The 23,433-nt window shown below is 64.7% G+C and carries 21 protein-coding genes, 2 tRNA genes and 2 pseudogenes; 19 read left to right on the top strand and 6 right to left on the bottom strand.

What is annotated here, in order from left to right; genetic code table 11:
* Nucleotides 1–99: 99 nt before the first annotated feature.
* From ASF14_RS22605 to ASF14_RS15815, 6 genes and pseudogenes are all read left to right on the top strand, one after another.
* Nucleotides 100–602, top strand: a pseudogene (locus tag ASF14_RS22605) (phage tail length tape measure family protein); the annotation flags it as partial.
* Nucleotides 603–636: 34 nt separating this feature from the next.
* Nucleotides 637–932 (top strand): annotated as a pseudogene (locus ASF14_RS22600) (phage tail length tape measure family protein); the annotation flags it as partial.
* Nucleotide 933: 1 nt separating this feature from the next.
* The coding region (locus tag ASF14_RS15830; protein WP_236697098.1) for a hypothetical protein at nucleotides 934–5,262 on the top strand (4,329 nt) is incomplete at its 5' end.
* 2,413 nt (nucleotides 5,263–7,675) lie between these two features.
* On the top strand, nucleotides 7,676–7,837 hold the full coding sequence (locus tag ASF14_RS21625) for a hypothetical protein (RefSeq protein ID WP_156361233.1): 162 nt from the start codon (nucleotides 7,676–7,678) through the stop codon (nucleotides 7,835–7,837).
* A complete protein-coding gene (locus ASF14_RS15820; RefSeq protein WP_056437116.1) occupies nucleotides 7,834–8,118 on the top strand; it encodes a hypothetical protein in 285 nt (94 codons plus the stop codon). Before ASF14_RS21625 ends, ASF14_RS15820 begins: the two co-directional genes overlap by 4 nt.
* A gap of 13 nt (nucleotides 8,119–8,131) precedes the next feature.
* Entirely contained in the window at nucleotides 8,132–8,512 is a 381-nt protein-coding gene (locus ASF14_RS15815; RefSeq protein WP_056437113.1) for a hypothetical protein, read from the top strand.
* 211 nt (nucleotides 8,513–8,723) lie between these two features.
* Here the strand turns inward: ASF14_RS15815 and ASF14_RS15810 are convergent, their stop codons facing one another.
* Entirely contained in the window at nucleotides 8,724–9,017 is a 294-nt protein-coding gene (locus ASF14_RS15810) for a hypothetical protein (RefSeq protein ID WP_156361231.1), read from the bottom strand.
* A gap of 1,926 nt (nucleotides 9,018–10,943) precedes the next feature.
* Here ASF14_RS15810 and ASF14_RS22595 point away from each other — a divergent pair.
* The 8 genes from ASF14_RS22595 (at nucleotide 10,944) to ASF14_RS15770 (ending at nucleotide 15,935) form a co-directional block, all read left to right on the top strand.
* The gene (locus ASF14_RS22595) at nucleotides 10,944–11,657 is read left to right on the top strand and encodes a NosD domain-containing protein (RefSeq protein ID WP_168371544.1); all 714 of its coding nucleotides are present in this window, start codon (nucleotides 10,944–10,946) and stop codon (nucleotides 11,655–11,657) included.
* Nucleotides 11,658–11,719: 62 nt separating this feature from the next.
* Nucleotides 11,720–12,208: a hypothetical protein gene (locus ASF14_RS15795; protein ID WP_056437098.1), complete on the top strand. Its 489-nt coding sequence runs from the start codon at nucleotides 11,720–11,722 to the stop codon at nucleotides 12,206–12,208.
* The gene (locus tag ASF14_RS15790) at nucleotides 12,205–12,540 is read left to right on the top strand and encodes a hypothetical protein (RefSeq protein ID WP_056437095.1); all 336 of its coding nucleotides are present in this window, start codon (nucleotides 12,205–12,207) and stop codon (nucleotides 12,538–12,540) included. Before ASF14_RS15795 ends, ASF14_RS15790 begins: the two co-directional genes overlap by 4 nt.
* 28 nt (nucleotides 12,541–12,568) lie before the next feature.
* The gene (locus ASF14_RS15785; RefSeq protein WP_056437092.1) at nucleotides 12,569–13,201 is read left to right on the top strand and encodes a glycoside hydrolase family 108 protein; all 633 of its coding nucleotides are present in this window, start codon (nucleotides 12,569–12,571) and stop codon (nucleotides 13,199–13,201) included.
* On the top strand, nucleotides 13,198–13,635 hold the full coding sequence (locus ASF14_RS15780) for a hypothetical protein (RefSeq protein WP_056437090.1): 438 nt from the start codon (nucleotides 13,198–13,200) through the stop codon (nucleotides 13,633–13,635). The genes ASF14_RS15785 and ASF14_RS15780 overlap by 4 nt, the downstream gene beginning before the upstream one ends.
* Nucleotides 13,601–13,762 (top strand): hypothetical protein, encoded by a 162-nt coding sequence (locus ASF14_RS21620; protein WP_156361230.1) that lies wholly within the window; start codon nucleotides 13,601–13,603, stop codon nucleotides 13,760–13,762. Before ASF14_RS15780 ends, ASF14_RS21620 begins: the two co-directional genes overlap by 35 nt.
* A 2-nt stretch (nucleotides 13,763–13,764) precedes the next feature.
* Entirely contained in the window at nucleotides 13,765–14,040 is a 276-nt protein-coding gene (locus tag ASF14_RS15775; protein ID WP_056437087.1) for a spike base protein, RCAP_Rcc01079 family, read from the top strand.
* Complete coding sequence (locus ASF14_RS15770; protein WP_056437084.1) at nucleotides 14,040–15,935, top strand: hypothetical protein; 1,896 nt, start codon at nucleotides 14,040–14,042, stop codon at nucleotides 15,933–15,935. Before ASF14_RS15775 ends, ASF14_RS15770 begins: the two co-directional genes overlap by 1 nt.
* 260 nt (nucleotides 15,936–16,195) lie before the next feature.
* Here the strand turns inward: ASF14_RS15770 and ASF14_RS15765 are convergent, their stop codons facing one another.
* From ASF14_RS15765 to ASF14_RS15750, 4 genes are all read right to left on the bottom strand, one after another.
* On the bottom strand, nucleotides 16,196–16,381 hold the full coding sequence (locus ASF14_RS15765) for a hypothetical protein (RefSeq protein WP_056437080.1): 186 nt from the start codon (nucleotides 16,379–16,381) through the stop codon (nucleotides 16,196–16,198).
* Nucleotides 16,382–16,688: 307 nt separating this feature from the next.
* Nucleotides 16,689–17,897 (bottom strand): hypothetical protein, encoded by a 1,209-nt coding sequence (locus ASF14_RS15760; protein WP_201780607.1) that lies wholly within the window; start codon nucleotides 17,895–17,897, stop codon nucleotides 16,689–16,691.
* Nucleotides 17,898–18,179: 282 nt separating this feature from the next.
* A tRNA-Gly gene (locus tag ASF14_RS15755) sits at nucleotides 18,180–18,253 on the bottom strand.
* Nucleotides 18,254–18,296: 43 nt separating this feature from the next.
* Nucleotides 18,297–18,382 (bottom strand) — tRNA-Tyr (locus tag ASF14_RS15750).
* Between the two features lie 168 nt (nucleotides 18,383–18,550).
* Here ASF14_RS15750 and ASF14_RS15745 point away from each other — a divergent pair.
* Both ASF14_RS15745 and rlmB read left to right on the top strand, forming a co-directional pair.
* Nucleotides 18,551–20,161, top strand: coding sequence for a M20/M25/M40 family metallo-hydrolase (locus ASF14_RS15745; RefSeq protein WP_056437234.1), 1,611 nt, complete (start codon nucleotides 18,551–18,553; stop codon nucleotides 20,159–20,161).
* Nucleotides 20,161–20,904: a 23S rRNA (guanosine(2251)-2'-O)-methyltransferase RlmB gene (rlmB, locus tag ASF14_RS15740; RefSeq protein ID WP_056437068.1), complete on the top strand. Its 744-nt coding sequence runs from the start codon at nucleotides 20,161–20,163 to the stop codon at nucleotides 20,902–20,904. The genes ASF14_RS15745 and rlmB overlap by 1 nt, the downstream gene beginning before the upstream one ends.
* Nucleotides 20,905–21,334: 430 nt before the next feature.
* Here the strand turns inward: rlmB and ASF14_RS15735 are convergent, their stop codons facing one another.
* Entirely contained in the window at nucleotides 21,335–21,652 is a 318-nt protein-coding gene (locus tag ASF14_RS15735) for a 2Fe-2S iron-sulfur cluster-binding protein (protein WP_042484328.1), read from the bottom strand.
* A gap of 69 nt (nucleotides 21,653–21,721) precedes the next feature.
* Here ASF14_RS15735 and ASF14_RS15730 point away from each other — a divergent pair, with 69 nt between their 5' ends.
* The 3 genes from ASF14_RS15730 to ASF14_RS15720 all read left to right on the top strand — a co-directional run bounded on the left by ASF14_RS15730 (nucleotide 21,722) and on the right by ASF14_RS15720 (nucleotide 23,406).
* Complete coding sequence (locus ASF14_RS15730) at nucleotides 21,722–22,351, top strand: DNA-3-methyladenine glycosylase family protein (protein ID WP_056437065.1); 630 nt, start codon at nucleotides 21,722–21,724, stop codon at nucleotides 22,349–22,351.
* 207 nt (nucleotides 22,352–22,558) lie between these two features.
* Nucleotides 22,559–23,011, top strand: a complete 453-nt coding sequence (locus tag ASF14_RS15725) for a DUF2721 domain-containing protein (protein WP_056437063.1) — start codon at nucleotides 22,559–22,561, stop codon at nucleotides 23,009–23,011.
* Nucleotides 23,008–23,406, top strand: a complete 399-nt coding sequence (locus tag ASF14_RS15720) for a DUF4345 domain-containing protein (RefSeq protein ID WP_056437061.1) — start codon at nucleotides 23,008–23,010, stop codon at nucleotides 23,404–23,406. Before ASF14_RS15725 ends, ASF14_RS15720 begins: the two co-directional genes overlap by 4 nt.
* The last annotated feature ends 27 nt before the right edge of the window (nucleotides 23,407–23,433 follow it).

The raw sequence follows: 23,433 nt of genomic DNA, 5'->3' as shown, positions 1-23,433 counted from the left end.
TATGCCGCCCAGTCCCGGTTCAACAAGGAAATCGGAGATGCGCGCAAACTCGTTTCGGCGGGCGCGATCGGACTGGACGAATATGCGGCCAAGCTGCGGATGGAACAGGCGCTGCTGGACCGCGTAACGGGCGCGCATGAGGACATGACCGAGGCGCAGCGCCTGACTGCCTATGAGACGCTGAACCTCACGCGCAATCTGGCTGACGTCGGCGTGACCGCCTCCATGGGCATGGACCCGTTCATGATCCTTGTGCAGCAGGGGCCGCAAATCTGGGACGTGTTCCAGCAGATTGAGGCGCGCGGGGGCAGCGCGGCCGCATCGATGCGCCAGCTGGGGCAGGACGTGCTGAAATATGTCGTCGACGGCTTTGCCAAGGTCGTGCCCTACCTCACGCCCACCAATGTGCTGCTTGCGGGCACGGCGCTGGCGGCTGTCGCGGCGGTTCGTGCACTGGGCGAATATGGCATTGCCATGCAGCGGCTGGAGGGTGTCGCGGCCGGGCTTGGCCGCACCTCCGGCCAGACGGCGCAGCAGCTGGAGACGTTCGCCGAGGCCGCCGCATCGGCGGGCAATCGGTCGCTGTCGGCCACCCGCGATAGNCTTGGCCGCACCTCCGGCCAGACGGCGCAGCAGCTGGAGACGTTCGCCGAGGCCGCCGCATCGGCGGGCAATCGGTCGCTGTCGGCCACCCGCGATAGCGTCGCGGCCTTCGCKAYSGCCGGGATCGAAAGCGGCCAGACGATCACCGCGTTGGCGGCCAATGTCGAGAAATATGCCAAGCTGACCGGACAGGATGCCCCCGCCGCGCAAGCCGCACTCGCCGAGGCCATGTCCGATCCGGCGCGGGCGGCCGACACCTTCACGCAGCAGCTGGGGCTGCTGACCGGCGCGCAATATGAGCATATCCGAGGGCGGCGCACGCGCCGGCCNGTCGAGAAATATGCCAAGCTGACCGGACAGGATGCCCCCGCCGCGCAAGCCGCACTCGCCGAGGCCATGTCCGATCCGGCGCGGGCGGCCGACACCTTCACGCAGCAGCTGGGGCTGCTGACCGGCGCGCAATATGAGCATATCCGCGCACTGGCAGCGCAGGGGGATGGCGAGAAGGCCGCGTCCGAGCTGACCCGCATCCTGACCGCCGATCTGGCCGCGAATAGCCATGAGGCCACCGGGCTGGCGCATTACATGGATGCGCTGGGCGATGCCGTGTCCGGCGTGGCGGTAATGTTCGGTCGCCTTGATCAGCGGATCAAGAATGCCGGGGCGTCCTATGATGCCTGGCTAAAGCGGAATGTCGGTGGCTGGGCGGTCGATCTGATCGGCACCGGCAACACCATGCCCATCGGACCGAACGCGGCGGCCGGGCGCAATCAGGACCAGATTGCCGCGCTGAACGCATCGCAGGCGCTCAACACCAGCGGCATGAAGCAGTTCAACGATTTGCTTGCCCAGCAGCGCATCCTGCAAAAGGGGCTGGCGGATACGACCGGCCTGACGGCCGCCCAGATTGGTGCCCTGCGCCATGACTATTCGGCCGTCACCGACACCATCAATGTCAACCGCAACGCCTCTGGCCAGTGGATCACGACGCAGGAACGCGCCCACCTGATCGCGCAGGCGCAGGCCCGTGTAGGGGCCGCGCGTAATCAGACCGACAAGGCTGCGGCGCAGCAGCAGCTGACCCGGCTTCAGCTGGGCAATCAGGTGCTGACGCAGCAGGAGCGCGAGACGCAGGCGCAGGACGCTTATGCGCGTGTCGCGGATCGCTATCACCGCAACCGGGATAACCACGCCGCGCAGCTGGCCCGTGATGCCGAGGCCGTGCAGGCGTCCATCCGCAACCTCTATTCGCTGGCCGATGCCTATGGCGTGTCGGGCTCTGCCGCGCTGATCGCCGAGGCGCGGGTGCGCGCGGAAAGCCAAGCCATCCGCCAGCGCGGCGATATCGAGGCGGCTGTAAACCGCCAGATTGAACTGGCCATTGCGCAGCGTGTGGCGGACGGCGCGAAGTCCGTCCAGTCGATGACCGATCAGTCGCGGATTCAGGCTGACGTGAATGCGGCCGTGGCCGATGGCCTGATCCCGGCGGGGCGCGCCAACGAGATGCTGCGCGACCGGATTGCGGAATTGCCCTTGCTTGCGGCTCTGGAGGCCGCACAGCAGCGCGGCCTGACCAAAGGGGCGGCCGAGGCGCAAAAGGCGCTGGACGCCCTGCACGACGCCCAGAAGCGATCGAACGCGGCCGCCATCGGTTCGCGTTTCTTCGCGGCCGATCAGGCCGCCGATCGCCGGTTGGCGCAGCTGGAAAAGGAACGGGATCTGATCGGCGCAACGGACGCCGAGCGGATCAAGGCTTTGGCGACGCTAAAGGCCACGCAGGAACTGCCGGACCATGACTTCACGGGCAAGTTCGCGGACGATTACGTCGCCAAGCAAGTCCAGATTGCCGAAAATCAGCAGCAAATCCAGCTGTTGACCAATGCCTACAACGACTCGTTGAAGCATCAGGCCGAACTGTTCGACGCGATCGCGGCAAATGTTCAGAATGCGGGGCAAGGCATGGCGGAAGCCTTTGGCGAGGCGGGCCGCGCTCTGGGCGATGTGGCGTCCGTCTTTGCGGGGCACCTGTCCGACCGCCAGCGCCTGAACGACTGGCAGCAGAAGGAAATGCGGGATGCCAGCCAAATCACGGTGGCAGAAGTCCGCGCGCGCAAGGAGCGCGAGGTTTCCGCGCTCTACGCGGCTCGGTCCAGCACGATGCAAATCGCCATGTACGGGGACCTTGCGGCATCGGCGCGCGGGTTCTTCGACGAAGGTTCGACCGGGTATGAGGCGATGGCGGCGGCCGAAAAGGCGTTCCGCGCCGTCCAGTTCGCCCTGTCGGTGCGTGCCGTGGCGCAGGATGCCATCGAGACGGGCAGCGCCATCGCCAAGAGCGGCGCGCGGTCGGCCGCCCATGCCGTCGAGGCGGTGGCCAAGGCGATTGCAGGCCTGCCCTTCCCGCTGAACATCGCGGCCGGAGCTGCGACAGCGGCCGTGCTGGCGTCGATCGGGCTGTCCGTGGCCGGAGCGTTCGGCAAGGGCGGCGGTGATCTGCCCAAGGCCAATGCGGGCACCGGCACGGTGCTGGGCGATAGCGCGGCCAAATCGGAAAGCCTGAAACGGTCGCTGGATGCCCTGAAGGAGGTGGATACCGTCACCTCCGTCTATGCGCGCGAAATGGCCACCTCGCTGCGGTCGATCGACGGCCAGATTGGCGGGYTGGCCARTGTCGTCGTGCGGGCGGGCAACATCAATGCGTCSGGGGGCGTGGCCGAGGGGTTCAAGACGGACCTGACCGGCAAGCTGCTATCCRGTGCGGTCGACCCGCTGGGCATCCTGTCCAAAATCCCGGTGATCGGCGGGCTGTTCAGCGGCCTGAAGGGGCTGGTCGGCTCGCTGTTCGGCTCCACCACCACCGTTGTCGGCAATGGCCTGTATGGCGGCGCGCAGTCGCTGGGCAGCATCCTGTCGGGCGGGTTCGATGCGTCCTATTATTCGGACGTTGAGAAGAAAAAGCGGTTCCTGGGGATCACGACCGGCAAGTCCTATTCCACCCAATATACCGGGGCGGATGCGGGGTTGGAGAATCAGTTCACGCTGATCCTGAAGGAGTTCAACGCGGCGATCGTCGCGGCGGCCGGGCCGCTGGGCRCAGCGACCGGCGATATCCAGAACCGCCTGAACGGCTTTATCRTCGATATCGGCAAAATCGACCTGAAGGGCCTGACAGGCACGCAGGTTCAGGAAAAGCTGACCGCCGTATTCGGTGCGGCGGCCGATCGCATGGCRGATGCGGCATTCCCCGGTTTCCAGCGCTTCGCAAAGGTCGGGGAAGGCGCGTTTGAAACGCTGGTGCGGGTCGCGTCGACGGTGGAGGCCGCGACCACTGCCCTGACCGCGCTGGGCGGCGCGGCGCAGGCGCTGGGCATCGACGCGAAAATGGGGCTGGTCGGGCAGTTCGACCTGAAGGGCCTGACAGGCACGCAGGTTCAGGAAAAGCTGACCGCCGTATTCGGTGCGGCGGCCGATCGCATGGCAGATGCGGCATTCCCCGGTTTCCAGCGCTTTGCGAAGGTCGGGGAAGGTGCGTTTGAGACGCTGGTGCGGGTCGCGTCGACGGTGGAGGCCGCGACCACTGCCCTGACCGCGCTGGGCGGCGCGGCGCAGGCGCTGGGCATCGACGCGAAAATGGGGCTGGTCGGGCAGTTCGAAAGCGTCAGTGCCTTCAGCAGCGCCACGGACGCCTATTTTCAGGCCTATTACAGCAAGGCCGAACAATCGGCCGCCAAGACCGCCCAGCTTGGCAAAGTGTTCGACAGCCTTGGCCTCTCGATGCCCGCCAGCCTGTCGGCCTTCCGCTCGCTGGTCGAAGCGCAGGACCTGACCACGGCGGCCGGACAGRCGACCTATGCCACGCTGCTGAAGCTGGCGCCTGCCTTTGCCGATCTGCAATCGGCCTTGGAGGGCGTGAAAAGTGCGGCCGATATCGCCAGCGAACGCGCCGATCTGCAGCGCCGCTTGCTGGAGGTGCAGGGCAATACGGCTGCGATCCGGGCGCTTGATCTGGCCAAGCTGGATAGCAGCAACCGGGCGTTGCAGATGCAAATCTGGGCCATTCAGGACGCGCAGGAAGCCGCCAAGGCGGCCGATGAACTACGCAAGGCGTGGTCCGATGTGGGTGACAGCATCATGGATGAGGTCAAGCGTATCCGGGGCCTGACCGAGGCGGGCGGGGATGGATCGTTCGCCAGCCTGATGGGCCAGTTCAACGCCGCCAATGCGTCGGCGCGGGGCGGCGATCAGGATGCGGCCAAGCTGCTGCCCAGCCTGTCGCAGTCGCTGCTGACCGCTGCGGCCAATGCCGCGACCAGTCGGCAGGAACTGGACCGGGTTCGCGCCCAGACCGCCGCCCAGCTGGAAGCGACGTGGGCGGCCATTCAGGGGCGCAGCTTTACCCCCGTGACCGGCAACGGCTTGGTTGCGGGTTCGGCCTCGCCCATGCCGGGCGTCGACACGGCGCAGGCGATGGCCCCGGCCAATGACGATCTGGTCGCCGAACTGCGCCAGCTGCGGGACGAAGTGGCGCAGCTGCGGCAGGACAATAACGCGGGCCATGCGGCGACGGCGAGCAACACCGGGGGCATCAAAAAGACGCTCGATACCGTCACCGCCGAGCATGGCGGGCAAGCGGTCAGCGTGGCGGGAGCGGCGGCATGATGGAAGTCGTAAACGCCTCCGGCGAGCGGTTCGCGCTGGGCGAGGTGGAGGCGTCGGCCACGGTCGGCATCATCGACTATAGCCGCCGCGTCACCGATGATTTCGGTGTCACGACGGTCGTGCAGCGCGGGTTCGCGCGCCGCATGTCGGTGCGGCTGGCCGTGCCATCCGATGACGCCAGCGCGTTGCAACGGCGTCTGGCCGATCTGCGCGCCACGTCCGCGCGCTGGATCGCGGATGATCGGTTCGACTGGTTGAGCCCCGCCGGCTTCTACAAGGATTTCGATATCGACATGGCGGTCCCGCCATTGTCCTATTGCACCTTGTCGGTGGAGGGGCTGGCCCARACCGAGGCCGGGGCCGATCCGGGCGGCGATCCCGCGCCGGATGGCCGCCCGAGCACGCTTCAGCTGCTCCAGCCTTACGCCGTCACCGAGGCGATCCTGACCGCCTCCAGCGTGGCGGAAGATGATGCGCCCGCTTGGGCGGCCGCGACCGGCTATACCAAGGGCGCAAAGGTGYTGCGCCAGCACCGGGTCTATGAGGCGCTTGTCGCCAATAGCGGKGCCGATCCRCTGGCGGCCGGTGGGCAATGGCTCGATACCGGCCCGTCGAAGCGCTGGGCACCATTTGACCAGGCGCTTGGCACCGTGGCGCAGGCCGATGGCCAGATGACCATGCGACTGGAGNAATGGCTCGATACCGGCCCGTCGAAGCGCTGGGCACCATTTGACCAGGCGCTTGGCACCGTGGCGCAGGCCGATGGCCAGATGACCATGCGACTGGAGRCGGCGCGCATCGAGGGCGTGGCGCTGCTCGAYGTGAAGGCCGCGACGGTGCGCGTGCAGGCCGATGGCTATGACCGGACGCAGGCCGTTACCGGCGGGGCCGTCACCTTCCTTGATCTGGGCGGCAAGGGCCGGGTCACGGTGACGATCGCGGGGGCGGGTGCGGTGACGGTCGGCACGCTGCTGATCGGCCGTGTCGTGGCGCTGGGCACGACCGAGGCGTCCCCAGCGGCAGGAATCACCGATTTCAGCCGCAAGACGGTCGACGACTTCGGCGAGGTGACGATTGTGAAGCGCGGCTTTGCCAAGCGCATGACCGCCAAGGCGCTGATCCGGACGGACGCACTCGATATCGTCGCCAATCGCATCGCCACGGTGCGGGCGATGCCGTCGCTATGGATCGGGCAGGATGGGCTCGACTGCCTGACCGTCTACGGCTTTTTCCGGGATTTCTCGGTTGAGGTCGGACCGGGGGTTTCGAAGCTGTCGCTGTCGATCGAGGGCCTGAGCGCGNTCGACTGCCTGACCGTCTACGGCTTTTTCCGGGATTTCTCGGTTGAGGTCGGACCGGGGGTTTCGAAGCTGTCGCTGTCGATCGAGGGCCTGAGCGCGGCCGACAAGACCGCGCCGCTGGTCAGCTGGCCCGATCTGGGCGACCCTGACGGCACCAAGCCGGAGGACAACGCGACCAACGGCGCGACGGGCAACGCGCCGATCGGCGGGGTGAAGCAACCTGACGGCACCGTGCAAGGCGCTCGCCCGGCCGCCACGGTGCTTGCGGATCTCCAGCTGAACGCCCTGACGATCGCTGCCGAACAGATGCGTAATGGCACATGGCGGGTCGAACAGGATCGCATCAACACCAATGCGGACGGGCTGACGTGGCGGCAAGTCACCCAACAGCTGGGGCTGATCACCGAACTGCACCAAGCCTTCATCACCGAGCAACGCACGGTCGACAGCGAGGGCAATGCCAAGGCTGTCCTGTCCATCCGGGGTGACAAGGCCATCACCGGCTTTGTCGGAATGGCCGGGGGCGGCATCGGCAAGTTCAAGATTGTCGCCGATGAATTTAGCGTGGCCGATCCTGATCCGAACGGCATCGGTGAAATCTATCCGCTGATCATCAAGGATGGCGTCGCCTATTTTGACCATATCAAGGTCCGGCAATTGGACCGCGATGTAGCAGGAACCGACAACATCCAGTCGGACGCGATCCGCCAGCATTATGGTTCGGAACTGGCGGCCAATGTGGCGCTGCCTCAGAACAGCGGACAAAAGACGCGATATCTAAGCGTCGTCGTCAACAAAAAGCTGGCCGAGAGCGGCCTTCGCATCGAATCCCTCATGCGCCCTCGCCCCGGCCGTGATTACGCCTGCTATTTCCAGATTGGCCGGACCACGAACGGGCAGGACGTGGTGATGGATACGATCTGGTATTGGGTGCCTTCGGCGGTGATCAACGATGCCCGATCCGTCCGCATTCCATTCTACTTTGGCCGAACCTTCGCGGGCCTGCCCGCCGGGCAGCACACGCTCTGGATCGAAGCCGTCGCTTACGGCGGGGGCAACGACGCCGGGTTCATGGAAGTCGGCTCCAATTTCGACATTGAAGAGGTGAAACGGTGACGCTGTATCTTGTCAGCGGTGCGGACGGTGAGCCGCGCCGGAAAATCTCATGCCCTCCCGCCGAAATCGAGGCGCAGTTGGGCGAGGGCGAGACGTTCGCGGAAGTGGACCCGCTGGTCGACGGCTTTGGGCTGACCACGCCTTCGGGTGACGCATGAGCGACGATCAGGCCAGTTTTGCCGAACTGGTGGCCAAGGCCGGGGCCGGGCTGGCCGCGTGGCGGCGCTCGGTCGCCGAACTGGACGCATGGCGGGCGGGGACGGCCAATGGTGGGCCGAACGGGGACGGTGCTTATCCCATGACCGGGGCGGATGATCAGGTGAAGCTGATCCCCTGCCCGGCCAAGATTGCCACGCTGATGCCCACCGGCCAGCCCGTCGACCTGATCCTGCAATGCTATGCCGATCAGGCGGTGGTGCGTGTCGGCTCGCGCCTGTAAGATTGCCACGCTGATGCCCACCGGCCAGCCCGTCGACCTGATCCTGCAATGCTATGCCGATCAGGCGGTGGTGCGTGTCGGCTCGCGCCTGTCGCCGGTTCGGGTTGCGCGGCCGTTGACGATCACCGGCCTACGTGCGTCGCTGGTCCTGGCTGATCAGTCCCCGGTCGAGACGGGCGGCCTGCGCTTAGACGTGAAGGTCAACGGCGCGTCGATGCTGTCCGCGCCCCTGCTGATAAAGCCGGGCCAGCTGTCGAGCCGGGCGGCAGGGATCGCGCAGCCGGTGATTTCCGCACCTGCGATCCCGGACGATGCGGAAATCTCGGTCGATGTGGTGGCCGAGGGCTTGGGCGCGCGGGGCCTGCGGGTCATGCTGGTCGGGAATTACGCATGATCNATAGAAATTCCCGGGGAGTATGCTCATGAACAAGTCCCGCCGGTGATTTCCGCACCTGCGATCCCGGACGATGCGGAAATCTCGGTCGATGTGGTGGCCGAGGGCTTGGGCGCGCGGGGCCTGCGGGTCATGCTGGTCGGGAATTACGCATGATCATTCAGGCCCCCAAAAGCGTGTCGGCCCTCCGGCTCGACTTCGCGGGCACCGCTTACGCCGCTGGCGACAGGGCGTATCCAAGCGCGGGGGCCATCCCCGAGGTGCGGATATCCGGGCCGGGCGGCATCGCTCTTGCTCTGGACGGAACGCTGAAGCTGTCGCCCGCCGGACAGCCGATCGTCGCGGCGGGGGCCGGGGTGGCGCTGGAGCCGCCCGCGACCAATCTGCTGGCCATGAGCAACGCCGCGCCCACCTCTACGGCCGGATGGACCTTGCTCAGCAACCGGCCGACAGACGCCACCATAACACTGGTCGACGATCGCGCAGCGATGGACGCGGCGGGCATCTTCGCGCAGCTGCTCGCGGCCGGGGTGATGAACGGCAAGGCGGTGCGGTTCTACAACCCCTCCCCCGATACCGAATTTGCTCGCGCAGCTGCTCGCGGCCGGGGTGATGAACGGCAAGGCGGTGCGGTTCTACAACCCCTCCCCCGATACCGAATTTGCCATCCCGTTTTTCGGCGCTGGCGGCGCGGCCTATGCGATCAGCGCCTATGTCCGGTGCCTGAAGGGTGGCGGCTATATCACCGTCACCGGAGGCGGCGGCCAGACGCCCATCTTTACAAATGGTGGGTGGCAGCGTGTCGGCCGGGTCCACAATGCCGGGCAACAGGCCCGGTTGGTCGTGCGGCCTCAATCGGAGGTGCTGGTGATCCTCGCGCAAGTCGAGGCCGCCCGTATTACCAGCCCCATCATCGTGTCGGGCCAGCCCGTGACACGGACCGCTGCGCCCCTGCTGATCGTGGGCGGGCACCTGTTCGGCCGCCCGCATACCATCGTGCTGGAGGTGGAGTTTGCGCGGCAGGACAATGCCGAACGCACGATGCTCCACCTGACCAATGGTGCGGGCGAGGGCTACACGCTCGCCCGCACCAACGACAACGCCCTGACCGGCACGCAGACCGGCAGTTTCCGCCGCCCCTGTGTTCCCCGGCTGACCGGGCCGGGCCGGGTTCGCATGGCCCACCGTGTCAGCCCACGGGGCCAGACGATCGGCGCGGCGGGGCTGCTCGCCCATGCACCTTTCATGGAAGCGACCACCGGGCTGGACCGCGTGGCGATCGGCGCGCGGGTGGACGGCACCTTGCCGATGACGGGATGGGTTCGCTCGGTCGAAATCCTGTGCGAGGTCGGGGACGACGACTTGGAGGCGATCGTGGCCGGACCNCGGGTGGACGGCACCTTGCCGATGACGGGATGGGTTCGCTCGGTCGAAATCCTGTGCGAGGTCGGGGACGACGACTTGGAGGCGATCGTGGCCGGACCGGCCGACGCCTTCCTGCCCGAGACGCGGCGCTATATCAGCCCGGCCGGGAGTGATGACAGCGACGGCCTGACGCCCGCCACTGCATGGCGAACGCTTGCCAAGGCGACGGACGTAACGCTGTTCTGGCCGGGCACGCATTTCTTTCTGGAACGTGGCGGCGACGGCCTGACGCCCGCCACTGCATGGCGAACGCTTGCCAAGGCGACGGACGTAACGCTGTTCTGGCCGGGCACGCATTTCTTTCTGGAACGTGGCGGCGCGTGGGCCGAGACGCTGCTGCCCAGCAACCGTTGCACCTATCGGCCCTATGGCTCGGGCGCAGCGCCGCAAGTCGGGATCGGCCAGACCTATGGTGTCGACGAAAATGCGGCCAATGATTTCCGCATTCAGGGCCTGCATATCACCCGCGCCAAATCGCGGGGCGTGAACAGCTATGGCGCGTCGGGCGTCATGCTGGTGGGCAACGAGATATCACGCAACGGTTCGACCACGGATGACAATGCGATCGGCGTCGCGATCCGGGGCAACACGCGCAAGGCGGAAGCTGAATTGGTCGCGCTCCCGAAGGGGGTTCAGGTGCAGGCCTATGCCACGACGGAGGCCGCCCTTACGGGCATCTTCCGGGTGGAGTGCACAACGGGGGGCAGCGGATCGGCGACGCGGTGGCGGGTGCGTCGGCCGGATGGGTCCTTGGTCAATGGCACCGCCAGCGGCGGGGTGGCTTTCTCGGGCGGCGGGGTGTCGTTCACGCTTTCCGGTACGGCATCGGTGGGAGACGTTGTTCAGATACGCAGCAAGCCGTTCAACGAAATCTCTCTGCCCACCAACGCCCTGGCGGAAGACGTGTTGGTCGAAGGCAATTATATCCATGACAATGTGGGCAAAGCGGCGGGCGATGCGGTCTATATCGAAGGTGTCGGAGGCANCCAACGCCCTGGCGGAAGACGTGTTGGTCGAAGGCAATTATATCCATGACAATGTGGGCAAAGCGGCGGGCGATGCGGTCTATATCGAAGGTGTCGGAGGCATTTGCATCGTGCAGGGCAACGACATTCCCCCTCCCGTTGGCGTTCAGGCCGACTGTATCCAGTGCGGGCGAAACAATCATCTGTATGTACGCAATCCGGCCCACGCCATCATCCGGCAAAATCGCGTCCGTGCATTCACGGGGGGCGGCAAGGGCGCGATCGTCATCCTGTCAGAAACCTTCCTGATCGAAGGCAATCATATTCGGGGGCACAATTTCTGTGTCAGCGTCAACCCGATGGGCCGATCCGTCATCAGGGGGAATTACTGTGAGGAGGCCGATCTTTACCCCTACTCATGGGGCATTGGCATTGGCTCCGATTTCGATTCCGTAGGCCTCGAAATCTATGGCAACATCATCGTGAATTGCCGCCGGGGTGTCACCGTATCGGGCAACGGAAACAGCACCTTCACGATGAATGGCCGCTATCCCGGCTTTCAGAACCGGGCGGCAATCGCGGTTTATGACAACGACATTCGCGATGCTGACGCGGCCGTTTTTGTTGATCGCCCCACGAGTGGCCGCATCCAGTTCAACACCGCGACGAACGCCACATTGCTGGTCGATCGTCGCACCATGGCCTTGCCGCCCGGCGAGGCTGATCTGCGCATCGGGTTCAACCGGCTGAACTGACGCCGGACCTTCAGGGAGATAATCATGGATAATCTATGCTTCGCGGCCTTGGAGGCCGTGAAATGACGGCGCTTGCCCATATCGTCAGCGTCGTGGCCATCTGGACATTGATGCTGTTCGGCGTGCGCTTCGCCGTGTCGGCCGGGCATTGGCTTGTTCCGTGCGGCGGGGCGCTATGGCATCTGGCGCGATGCCGGGGGCCGAACAAAAGCGAGTGCCGCGCCGCGTTCCGGGCCACCATCGCCCAGCTTCACGCCGATTTGGTATCGGCCATCAAGACGCCGTGGAGCGCGACCTTGCTCTTTGGCGGGTCCGTGCTGATCGGTCTGGGCTATTTTTTCGGATCGGCGGGGGATGCGGCGCGGCTGGTATCTGCCCAGCCTGACCACTGGATCGCGTTCGATGTGGCCACGGACTGCACGGCGTCCGTGTTCGCCACGACGGGCATGAGTTTCGTGCTGGCGGCCTTTTCCCGCCATCGGACCGCCAGCTTTCTGGTCAGCGGCGTCCTGATCCTGACCGGCCTGGGGATAGGAGTATCGACGCTGTGAAGGACTGGCAGTTCTACGCACTGGCGGCCTTTGCGGTCGCGTCGGGGCAAGTGCTGAAGATCGGCCGCAAGCTGGAGGCGGGCCGCGCCGTGACATGGCGCGATATCATGGTCCTGTGTTCGATCCTGCCCGCGTTCGGCGCGATTGGCGGGGCGATGGCTGTCCATTTCAACATGCCGGTGTGGTCGGTGCTGTTCGCGGGCACCTGTGCCGGTTGGACGGGCATCGGGACCATGCGCGTGATGCTGGCGGCGCTGCCGTACATCCTGCCCGAGGGGCTGGCGAGGCTGTTCCGCCCGATGATCACGGACAAGGATCAAACCGGGGCCTGATCCCCCCACCAACCAAGGACATGGATAGATGACAAAACCAGCGGGGCAACCGGCCGCGCGGGCTACGCTCGCGCGTGCCGCAAAAGGAGGCGGCGTCGCGGCGATCGTCGCCGCGATGATCGCCGGGGTGATCACCCTTGAGGGCGGATATGTGAACCACCCGGCCGATCCGGGTGGCGAGACGAACAAGGGCATCACCAAGCGGGTTGCGGTGGCGCATGGCTATACCGGCCCGATGCGGACGCTGCCCGACAGCGTGGCGCATAGCATCTATTACGCCGATTATCTGGTGAAGCCCGGCTATGCCCCGCTGATCCCGATCGATGCGGCCGTGACGGAAGAACTGTTCGATACCACGGTCAACATGGGCGCGGATCGGCCGGGGCGCTGGTTCCAAACCGGGATCAACGCGACGTGTGGCACGCGGCTGGCGGTGGACGGCAAGGTGGGGGCCGCGACGATCGCCGCCTATCAGGCGTGCCAGACGCAATACGGCGCGGTCCGGTTGTGCGTCACGATGCTGGGCCTGCTCGATGGGCAGCAGCGGGCAGAATATGACCGCTTGGTCGCGGCCAATTCCCGCCTGAAGGTTTTCCATGTCGGCTGGATCGCCAAGCGGATCGGCAATGTCGATCGCCGCAAATGTGATGCGGCGGCATGATCCGGCTCGCGGCGCTGGGGCGCTTCTGGCCGCTGATCCCCATCCTGTTGCTTGCAGTGTGGGGCTGGCGCGTTGACCAGCTGCGCGCGGTCCACCTGCTCGATTTGACCAAGGAACGCGGCGATCGGCGCGCCGAGGTCGCGGAAAGCAAGCGGGATGCCGCGTCGGCCGAGGCCGCCAATGCGGACCGGATTGCGACGGCGGCCGAGCGGTACGCGGCCGCCATGGCCGATCGCCTGCCCATCATCCTCCACTCGAAAGACACGGTGACACGCTATGCGCAAACTGATGCTGGCCGTGTCGTGTGTCGCGGCCCTGACCGGGTGCGCGACATCGACACACTCGACGCCGCCCTATTCACGCCTTCCCGATCCGCCGACAGCGGCCTTGGAGCCGTGCGTGCCGACGCCACAGCGTCGCCAGCCGGACGGTAGCGCCACGGCGGCCGATGATGACGCCACGATCCGGGACGGCCGGGTCGATCTGGCGGCCTGTGACGACAAGCGCCGTCTGTTGCTGGGTAGCTGGCCGCGCAACCCCACTCTCCCACGAAAGGACTGACCATGGCTGATCCCTTCCGCACCTTCGCGGACAAAGTTTCCGACCCTGCCACCCGCGCGGTGGCCATCGTGCCCAATGACGGAACCGACCTCGCCGACATTCCCAAGGCGTTCTATGTAGGAACCGGGGGCACCATCGCGATGATTGGAGCGGGTGCACCTGCCGGGGCTACTGGCGTGACGTGGAAGAATGTCCCCTCTGGCGCCATCGTCCCGTTCCGTCCGCGCCGCATCCTCGCCACCGGCACCACGGCCGCTGATATGCTGGCGCTCTACTGATGCCGGGGCTTGGCATTGGCCTTAGCCTTGGGCTTGGCGGGAGCGCGGGTGGCGGCGGGCCGGGCCTGTCGGCCAGCAAGTCCACCTATTACACTTCCATCGCGCAAGGGGCGCTCATTGCGTCCCTGACCGATCCCTTCGGCTCGGGTGCGACTTACACGGTTGTGGGCAGCACGCCGTCTACGCTGGCGCTGGCATCGGGCGGCCGGATCGTCGCGGGGGCGGGTGCGCAGGCCGATGGGCAGGCCTCCACGATCGTCATCCGTGCAAGCAAAGGATCTCGCGCCGTCGAGGAACCCCTGACCTTTACGTCGATCCCGATTCCCCGCGCCGCCACCTATCCCAAGGCGGGCGATCTGGTGTTTGGCCTGTCGCCATATCGGACGCAGGGAAACAGCCTTACGGCGTTGGCCTATCCCCCGTCGTCAGGCGCTCTTAACGAGGTTTCGGACAATTTCATGCCCGCCCAGCCTGCCGGTTGGCGGCCGGTGTACTTCAATTTCGGTTTCAACAGCGCGGACACTAGCGGCCCCACAGCACTGGAGACGCTGCCCGGCAACACCAACACTATCGACGGCAGCGTCACCTTCACGGCGGCAAATGGCGGTGGCACCCGCGTCGCGGGCACCTTCGGCGGGGCCGCTTCCGTGGTCATCCCGGATGGCGGATTTGCGATTGAAGATGCCCGACCTGCCTTTGCCGGGGGCTTTCATCGCGTCAGCCTGACCACGCCATCGGGGGGCAAGCGCCCGACGGGGTGGAATGCCGATCCGGCCTTTGGCGAGTACCGGCGACGCAACGGCGCGTTTGCATCCAGCAACCTGGCCGGGGGGCAAATTACCGGCAGCGCGCCAGATAATTTGCGCGGCTACAAACCTCATGGCGTCGTCGTCCCGTTCGACGGCCGGACGCCTTCGGTGCTGTTCATCGCCGATTCGATCGGGGCTCAGAACGACCAGCGGCCGGACGCCCGCCAGCTGGTCGGTGGGATCGTCAAGGCGCTGGGCGATCCTGCTGGCGTCGGGTCGTTCGGTGTCGCCAACTTCACCCATCACGGTGCGTCCATGGAAGATTTCATGGACGTTACGGCGGGCAGCAATCGGTTCAGCCAACGCTATGCCGCGCTGGCCGCCATCCGTGACATGAATGGCGGAAGGTGGCCGTTTACCCATATCTGGAGCCAAGGGCTCAGGAACGACTTCAGCGCCATGGCCAATTCGGCCACGCCGGACGACGTGCTGATCCTGATGAAGGCACGGGCGCAAGCGTGGTGGGACTTCCTCGCCAAGACCTTCCCCGGCATCCCGATCATTCAATCCACGGTATCATCCCGTGTCACGAACGATAGCGTAACAAACTACACGCTGCTGGAGGGCCAGCTGCCCCGCCCCGCTGCGGCAGGTATAGGTCTGGAGAATTTCAACACTTGGTTGGTGCAGACCGTACCCGCGCCGCTCGCCATGGTCGTCGACCTTCAGGACGGTCAGCGCGAATTGCGGGCAGACCCGACTTTCTCGGGGCAATCACCCGTGTGGGCGCGGCTCGCCTTCGTGAAGGCGGGGGGCGGCAAACTGGCAACGGCGCTGGCGGCCGGGACGGCAACCTCGACCGTCAAGATTACCGCCACCACGCCCCCGGCCGTGGGAAGCGCGGCCTATTTCGAACCGGGCACATCCGTCGTGGAAATGAAGGGCAGCATCAACACCGTCACCGACAATGGCGACGGATCGTTCACCTTGGGCTTATCGGCCAGCATCACCCCAGGTAACGCTCACGCGGTAGGTTCGGTTTTCGCCACGTCGCCCACCACGGACGGCACCCATCCCGAAACAGTCGTGCATGAAATCTGGGCCTCTATGGTTCGACCACTGAAGCCGCTCATTGCAAGCCTGTGATCAAAGCCCGGATCGGTATCGACGCTGATCCGGGCTAATCTTTTAAATATTCGTGCGACTGGTCCAGTCAGGCACAACCATTCGGGGGCGCTGACCGCATTTTGTGCAGCGGAAATGCCGCTTCAGGCCGGGGACTTTACGATCGTCGGGCCAGCGATCAGCGTTTGCCGAAGCGCTATGACCGCATCCGCACCATATCAGCACGCTGCTGACATTGTTGGATCGCATGTTGCCCAGACTCATCCACGCGGGATCGTCCATCAGGCGGTAAGCGCGAGCTTTGCCGAAACCGCCATCTCGCGGAATTTGGCTTGCCAATACGGCCCGGCGTCCGCCCATGGCGTGGCAATCTCAAATTCTCCCATCCGGCTATCCCACAGCTTTTCCGCTAGATGCTCCAAGACGGCCTGTTCGTCATTGCTGGTGCACAGGAGGCAACGCGCCATCGCGAATCTCTTGAATTGATGTTCTACATACGTTCCATAGCATGATGCGTCGCCATCATCGAATCGTCGTGGAACTCGCCGTGCAGGTATTGCGGCAGGCGATGGCCGAAAGCGGGGATCGGCGGTGCGATACGATCCCCATTCGGCTGGCGCTGCGATGCCTGTTGCCTCACTGCTCGGAGCGGTGGCCTCTAACCATGTTCTGGGAATCCGCCGGGCAGGATAATGAGATTGGACGGGCACAGGGATGTACCGCTGCATTCAATGCGATCATTCGCCAGCTACGGCAATCCGGAATGTGGGTGGATTAACCTTGCCCGTCATACGTATCCCCTAAATCTTCCGCTTCCTGAATGACACGTTCCCAAGGCCATTGCGCAGTTGCGTATTTGCGATAGAAGAAAAGATGCTTATCGACTACGAATACTTCGTCTTTTGTTTCATCGTATGACAAGATAAGCCCGCGATTGCCCTTGTCGACTTGAAGAGCATTTATCTTCCGCATGATTGAGCCGAGGTTAGCCCTCTTTATGCGATTTTCACGCTGGGACGCTTCTTTAAAGATATTGTCTGTAGGAAGACCGTCATTTAACTGGGCGTCAGTTGCATCCATAACAACCTTGAGCATATGCGCGTAGATTCCGGTCGAATTCGCTCGCTGCCTGATGCCGTTCGCAACATTTTGTGCAAAAGTTTGGTATAGGGCATTAAGCTGCTCTGCATACGCCATTGCAACCGCTTCATACATGTTCTCATCGCCCACGACCCTGCGGCGATCTAAAGTTGCATCTATCCCCGCCTCATCCAGAAAATCGAGTGCCAGTCTTTGTAAAATGCCGACAGTTCCAAAGCTGTCTTCAATGAGTCTGGCGCTCACCCGATTTGGGAACGTGACACGCAAGGCATCTGACCCAAGATCAAGCACGCGCTTCAAGTCGTCAGGCGACCAATAAATGGGCACCTCTTCGATGCGTCCGGCCAAGTCTGAATTCAAGTGAATGAGAAGATTGTTTTCGGACCAGATACCAATAACAATCACGTAAATGCCGTAATCCCAAAGGGCCTTAAGGTCGAACGCAAATTCAGTTCTATGTTCGGGACTCAGATAGTGAAAGTCCTCAATCACAAGGCGTCGACCTGACTCCTTGATAATATCAGAGACAAAACGCAGGTCTTCCAAATCACGCCCGACAGGCTTAGATTTTGCCGTACTGTTTGCTTCTAAAGCGATCGTCTGCTTAAACGCAAGCTTGGCCAGTATTTTTACGCCTAGTTCCTGCGTGGCTTCAAGCGTGGCTTTCACCGTTTTGCCGGAAGACTTTTCGACAACTAAATTCAGTCCAAGCTGACTTAGGATATCAGTGTAAAGGTCTTTCGGCGTCTTATTCAAACGACACTGAACGACAATGGCATCAGGTATATTTTGCTGACGAAGCCAGCTCTTTCCGCACTTTGACTCACCGCGAAGGGCGATATGAAAATTGCGTCGTAGTAGGCGCTGAAGGCGTACGTCCAAGTCGCCGCGATTAACATATGAAGGCCTCAAAATCTCTGTCGAGATACCGAAAACCTCGTTCGTCTGGAAATATGGCTCAGCCGTCAAAACACCGCCTCCCGAGGGCATCCATCGTGAATTGCGGCTAGATCAATCATCGCCTGATACCGAGTCAATCCGTTGACTGGTCCGCGAGGGCGCTACGTCAGCACAAAACGCTTCAATCTGAGTGCCGCGCTTCGATCGCTACACCTTACCAGTGGAGGTTAATCTCCGGGCATTCAGGGGTATGTACTGTAGTGGTGGAGCGGGTAACGGGAATCGAACCCGTGTATTCAGCTTGGAAGGCTGCTGCACTACCATTGTGCTATACCCGCTCAAGTCTAGCGCCGCTGATCGACCCTAGCCGATTGGCGGGGATGGTGGAAGGGACTGGATTCGAACCAGTGTACGCTCACGCGGGCAGATTTACAGTCTGCTGCCTTTAACCACTCGGCCACCCTTCCGGGGTGTCACTCCATCGGAGCGAGGCGCGCCCAATGCCGAAGCTTATCGGGCCTGTCAACGCCGATTTGTACGATTTTCGTCAGCCATGCCTGATCGGGTTGCTTGCATGTCGCGCAATCGGGACATAGCCTTTGACCCATTCGAGAGACACCGGGGAAAATATCATGATGCGCCCATCCTTGCTCGCCGCCGTCGCGGCGGCCGCGCTGTTGCCCGCCGCCATGGCGGGGGCGCAGGATCGTAATGCCGCCAACCGGCTGATCGATGAGGGCATGAACCACAGCCAGGTCATGCAGACCGCACAGCATCTGACCGACGTGATCGGCCCGCGCATGACCAACAGCCCGGCGATGCGTACCGCCGAGGGCTGGACCGCAGACCAGTTCGCCAAATGGGGATTGAAGAACGTTCATAAGGAGGGCTTCGCCTTCGGGCGCGGCTGGTCGATCGAGCGGGCCAGCGTACGTATGGTGTCGCCCCGCCCGCTGCAGCTGACTGCGATCCCCATCGCCTGGACGCCCGGCACCAACGGCGCGGTGACCGCCCCCGTCATCGTCGCGCCGATGAAGCGCGAGCGCGATTTCGACAAGTGGCGCGGCCAGCTGCGCGGCAAGATCGTCATGGTGACGATGCCCGGCACCGGCGACGAGCAGACCAGCGCCCCCTTCCGTCGCCTGATCGGCGAGGACATCGCCAAGCTCGACATCTATGTCCAGCCCGAGCACGACCCCGAAACCGCCGACCGTCGGTTGAAGCGGCTCGACTTCGCGCAGAAGCTCGATGCGTTCCTGAAGGCCGAGGGCGCGGTCGCCTATGTCACGCAAAGCTACCGCGACGGCAAGCTGGTGCACGGCGAAGGCTATCTGTTCGGGCGTGGCGAGACGCCCGCCGTCCCCGGCATCGAACTGGCCGCCGAGGATTATCGCCGCCTCGCGCGTCTGACCAAGACCGGCCCCGCCCCGACGATCGAGGTGCTGAGCGACGTCCGCTACGACGACAGCGACGTGAACGCCTACAACATCATCGCCGAAATCCCCGGCACCGACCCCAAGGCGGGCTATGTGATGGCGGGTGCGCATCTCGACAGCTGGGTCGCAGGCGACGGCGCCTCCGACAATGCGGCGGGCAGCGCGATGATCATGGAGGCCGCGCGCATCCTGGCCGCCACCGGCCAGCGTCCGAAGCGCACCATCCGCTTCGCGCTATGGTCGGGCGAGGAGCAGGGCATCCTCGGTTCCATGGCCTATGTCGAACAGCATCTGGCGTCGCGCGGTCGCCCCGACGATGCGCCGCAATCGGGCCTGAAGCGCTATTATGGCTGGACCAATCGGTGGCCGATCACGCCCAAGCCGGGCTACGGCGACCTGGCGGCCTATTTCAACATCGACAACGGCTCGGGCAAGCTGCGCGGCCTTTATGCCGAGAACAACCCGGCGGCGGTGCCGCTGCTGAAGGAATGGCTGTCGCCCTATGCGTCGCTGGGCGCGGGCAATGTCGTGCAGCGGACGACCGGCGGTACCGACCATGTCTTCATGCAGGCGGTCGGGGTGCAGGGCTTCCAGTTCATCCAGGACCCGCTGGATTATGGCAGCCGCACGCATCACAGCTCGGCCGATACCTTCGACCATCTGAAGGCTGAGGACATGCGCCAGGCCTCGGTCGTGCTCGCCGGGGTCTTGCTCGCGGCGGCGAATGCGGACAAGGCGTTGCCGCGCCCGCCGGTGCCGACGCAACCGGCGACGACCAGACCCTTTGACTTTACGGACAACGACGACTGATGGCACGCCGAGGACATCGCCCCAGCCAGGCTTCATCCAACCGCCCCCGCTTCTGGGGACGGCATGCGGTGACGGCGGCGCTCGCCAACCCCAACCGGACGGTGCGCAAGATCTGGGGCACGCGTGAGGCGCTGGCCGCGCTCGACCTGCCGCCGGTCCTGCCGGTCACCTTTGCCGATGTCGCCGATCTGGGCCGCCTGGTCCCCGCCGACGCGCCGCATCAGGGCCTGGTGGCCGAGGTCGATCCGCTGGAGGATATCTGGCTGGGCGACCTGCTGCACGAGGCGCAGGACAATCAACGGCCGCTCGTCGTGCTGGACCAGGTGACCGACCCGCACAATGTCGGCGCGATCCTGCGCTCGGCGGCCGCTTTCGACGCGGTGGGCATCGTGACCCAGGACCGGCATGCGCCGCCCGAATCGGGCACGGTCGCCCGCTCGGCCAGCGGCGCGCTGGAGACGGTGCCGTGGGTCCGCGTGGTGAACCTGGCGCGCGCACTGGAGGAGATCGCGGAAGCGGGCTTCTGGCGCATCGGCCTGACCGGCCATGCGAACCAGACGCTGGCGCAGGCGATGGGCACGCAGCGCATCTGCATCGTGCTGGGCGCCGAGGGCGAAGGCATGCGCCAGAATACCGAGGCGCATTGCGACGAACTCGCCAAGCTGCCGATCAGCCCGAAGGTGGAAAGCCTGAACGTCTCCAACGCGGCGGCGATCGCCCTGTATGCGGTGGCGGCGCGGTGATTTGCGGGGCGGCGGGGTTGGACCCTGCCGCCTTTTTTGCGCGCAGAAAGTGTGAGCGGCGAGCGCCGGACGTGCGCTTCGACTTCGCTCAGCGTGAACGGCTTTCGGTTCGCGTGGCCACCATTCCCTTCCTCCGTTCAGCCTGAGCGAAGTCGAAGGCCATGGGATTAAGGTTCGCGCGGAGGCGCGGAGACGCGGAGATGGTGTATCTGGCCGCAAGGCCCCTCCATCCTCGCCAGCCGCCGCAAAAGTCTGCCGGTCGTGATAGCGGGCTCCGCTTGCCCCGCGCAGGACATCTCCGCGCCTCCGCGTCTCCGCGCGAACACAATCTCTCAGATAGGCCGCGACCTCACCCAACAGCCCGCCACCCTGCGCGCAAAAAAGAGGCGGGGCCGAAACCCCGCCTCCGACGTTCCGACGCGATGCGCCGTCAGTCTTCCGCCGCGATCCTAACCCGCATCCCGTCCTGCGCCGCGCCGAAGGGTAGCTGGCACGACAGGCGCGAGGTCGCGTCCCGGTCGCTGGTCGAATCGAGCAGATCATCCTCGTCCGGGCCGAGCGCGGGCAGCGTGTCGGCAAAGGCCGGGTCGACATGCACATGGCACGTCGCGCAGCTGCAACAGCCGCCGCACAGCGCCAGCAGTTCATCGACACCCGCATCGCGGATGACTTCCATCACCGACAGACCGGCCTCGCCGTCGATTTCGCGTTCTTCCCCGTCGCGGGTCACGACGATAAGCTTGGGCATGTCCATTCTCCTTGTCGGCCCTGATGTTAAAAGCGCCTCTGCCGGGCCTGAACGCACGGATCAAGCATCATGGGCCTGAGCGCCGAACAGATTCGCGAAAGCATGGATGCGCTCGCCGCCGCCGAGCCCGCCATTGCCGCCGCGCTGACCCGGATCGGCTACCCCGCGCCGCGCATCCGGGCGCGCGGTTACGCCACATTGGTCCGCACCATATTGGGGCAGCAGGTGTCGGTCGCCTCGGCCGATGCGCATTGGCGGCGACTGAACGAACTGCTCGGCGATGCGAGCGATCCGACGCGGCTTCACGGCGTCACCGACGAGGAACTGCGCGGCGCTGGCATATCGCGGCAAAAGGCAGGCTATCTCCGCAGCCTGGCCGAGGAGGTGACGAGCGGTCGGCTGAACCTGTCCGCCCTGCCCGAGGATGACGAGGAAGCGATCGCCAAGCTGGTCGCGGTCAAGGGCATCGGCCGCTGGTCGGCGGAGGTCTATCTGCTGTTCGCCGAAGGCCGCACCGATATCTGGCCCGCAGGCGACCTGGCCGTGCAGATCGAGATGGGCCGCATCCTGGGCCATGACGCACGGCCGTCGGAAAAGCTGGTCCGCGAACTGGCGGAGGCCTTTCGCCCGCACCGCAGCGCGCTGGCGATCTTTACCTGGCACCATTACGGTGCCGGAGCCGACGCCGCACCGGTGTGACGGCGACCCCATTCCTCCCCTGCAAGGGGAGGGGGACCATCCGCAGGATGGTGGAGGGGTGTAACCGGCTGCGAGGATCTTCTCCCTCTCAACCCGTGACACCCCTCCGTCAGGCCTTCGGCCTGCCACCTCCCCTTGCAGGGGAGGAATGTCTTGACCCCACTTCCCACTTGCCCCGCCCGGCCCGACACGCCACCATTTCCGGCGATGCCCACCCTGCCCGCCGTCGCCACCATCGCCCAGACCATCCAGCTCTCGCTGGCCCCCGTCTTCCTGCTCGCCGCGATCGGGCAGTTGCTGAACGTGCTCGCCGGAAGGCTGGCGCGGGTGATCGACCGGGCGCGCGGGCTGGAGATGATGATCCACAAGATCGACGACGGCCCCGAACTGGCGCGCCACAAATGGGAGCTGCGACTGCTCGACCGGCGCATGTCGATCATCAACGCCGCCCTGTTCCTGTCGGTGTCGAGCGCGGTGATGGCCTGCATCGTCATCGCCGTGCTGTTCATCGCCAATATCGGCAAATTCCATATCGGCACCTGGATCGCACTGGCCTTCATCCTGTCGGTCTGCCTGCTGACCGCGTGCCTGATCGCCTTCATGGTCGAGGTCCGCATCTCGCTGCGTGCGATCCATGTCCGCAAGGAAATCCTGGATTGAGCGTCACCCCGACCGAGCGGCGCGCCCTGCAGGCCGTGGTCGCCATCGCCTGTCTGGTGCCGCTGACCATCGGCGGGATCAGCATCGTGCGTGGCCCCGGTTGGCTGGGCCATGCGCCCACGATCCCGACCGATCTGGACAGCCAGTTCCGCTATGTCTCGGGCATCTTCTTCGCCCTTGGGCTGGCCTTTACGACCTGCGTGCGGGGCATCGAGCGCAAGGGCGCGCGGTTTCGCCTGCTCGGCCTGTTGGTGGTGGCGGGCGGACTGGCACGACTCCTGTCCTGGGCGACGGTCGGCGCCCCCTCCCCCGGGCATCGGCTGGGGCTGGTGATGGAACTGGGAGTCGTGCCGCTTCTTATGCTCTGGCAGGCCCGCATCGCGCGCGGTCGCTGACCGTCGGGAGCTTTGCGTTGCACTTTT

Source organism: Sphingomonas sp. Leaf257 (assembly GCF_001422185.1).
Taxonomy (GTDB): Bacteria; Pseudomonadota; Alphaproteobacteria; order Sphingomonadales; family Sphingomonadaceae; genus Sphingomonas; species Sphingomonas yabuuchiae.
This window is presented reverse-complemented; position numbering and strand designations above follow the sequence as displayed.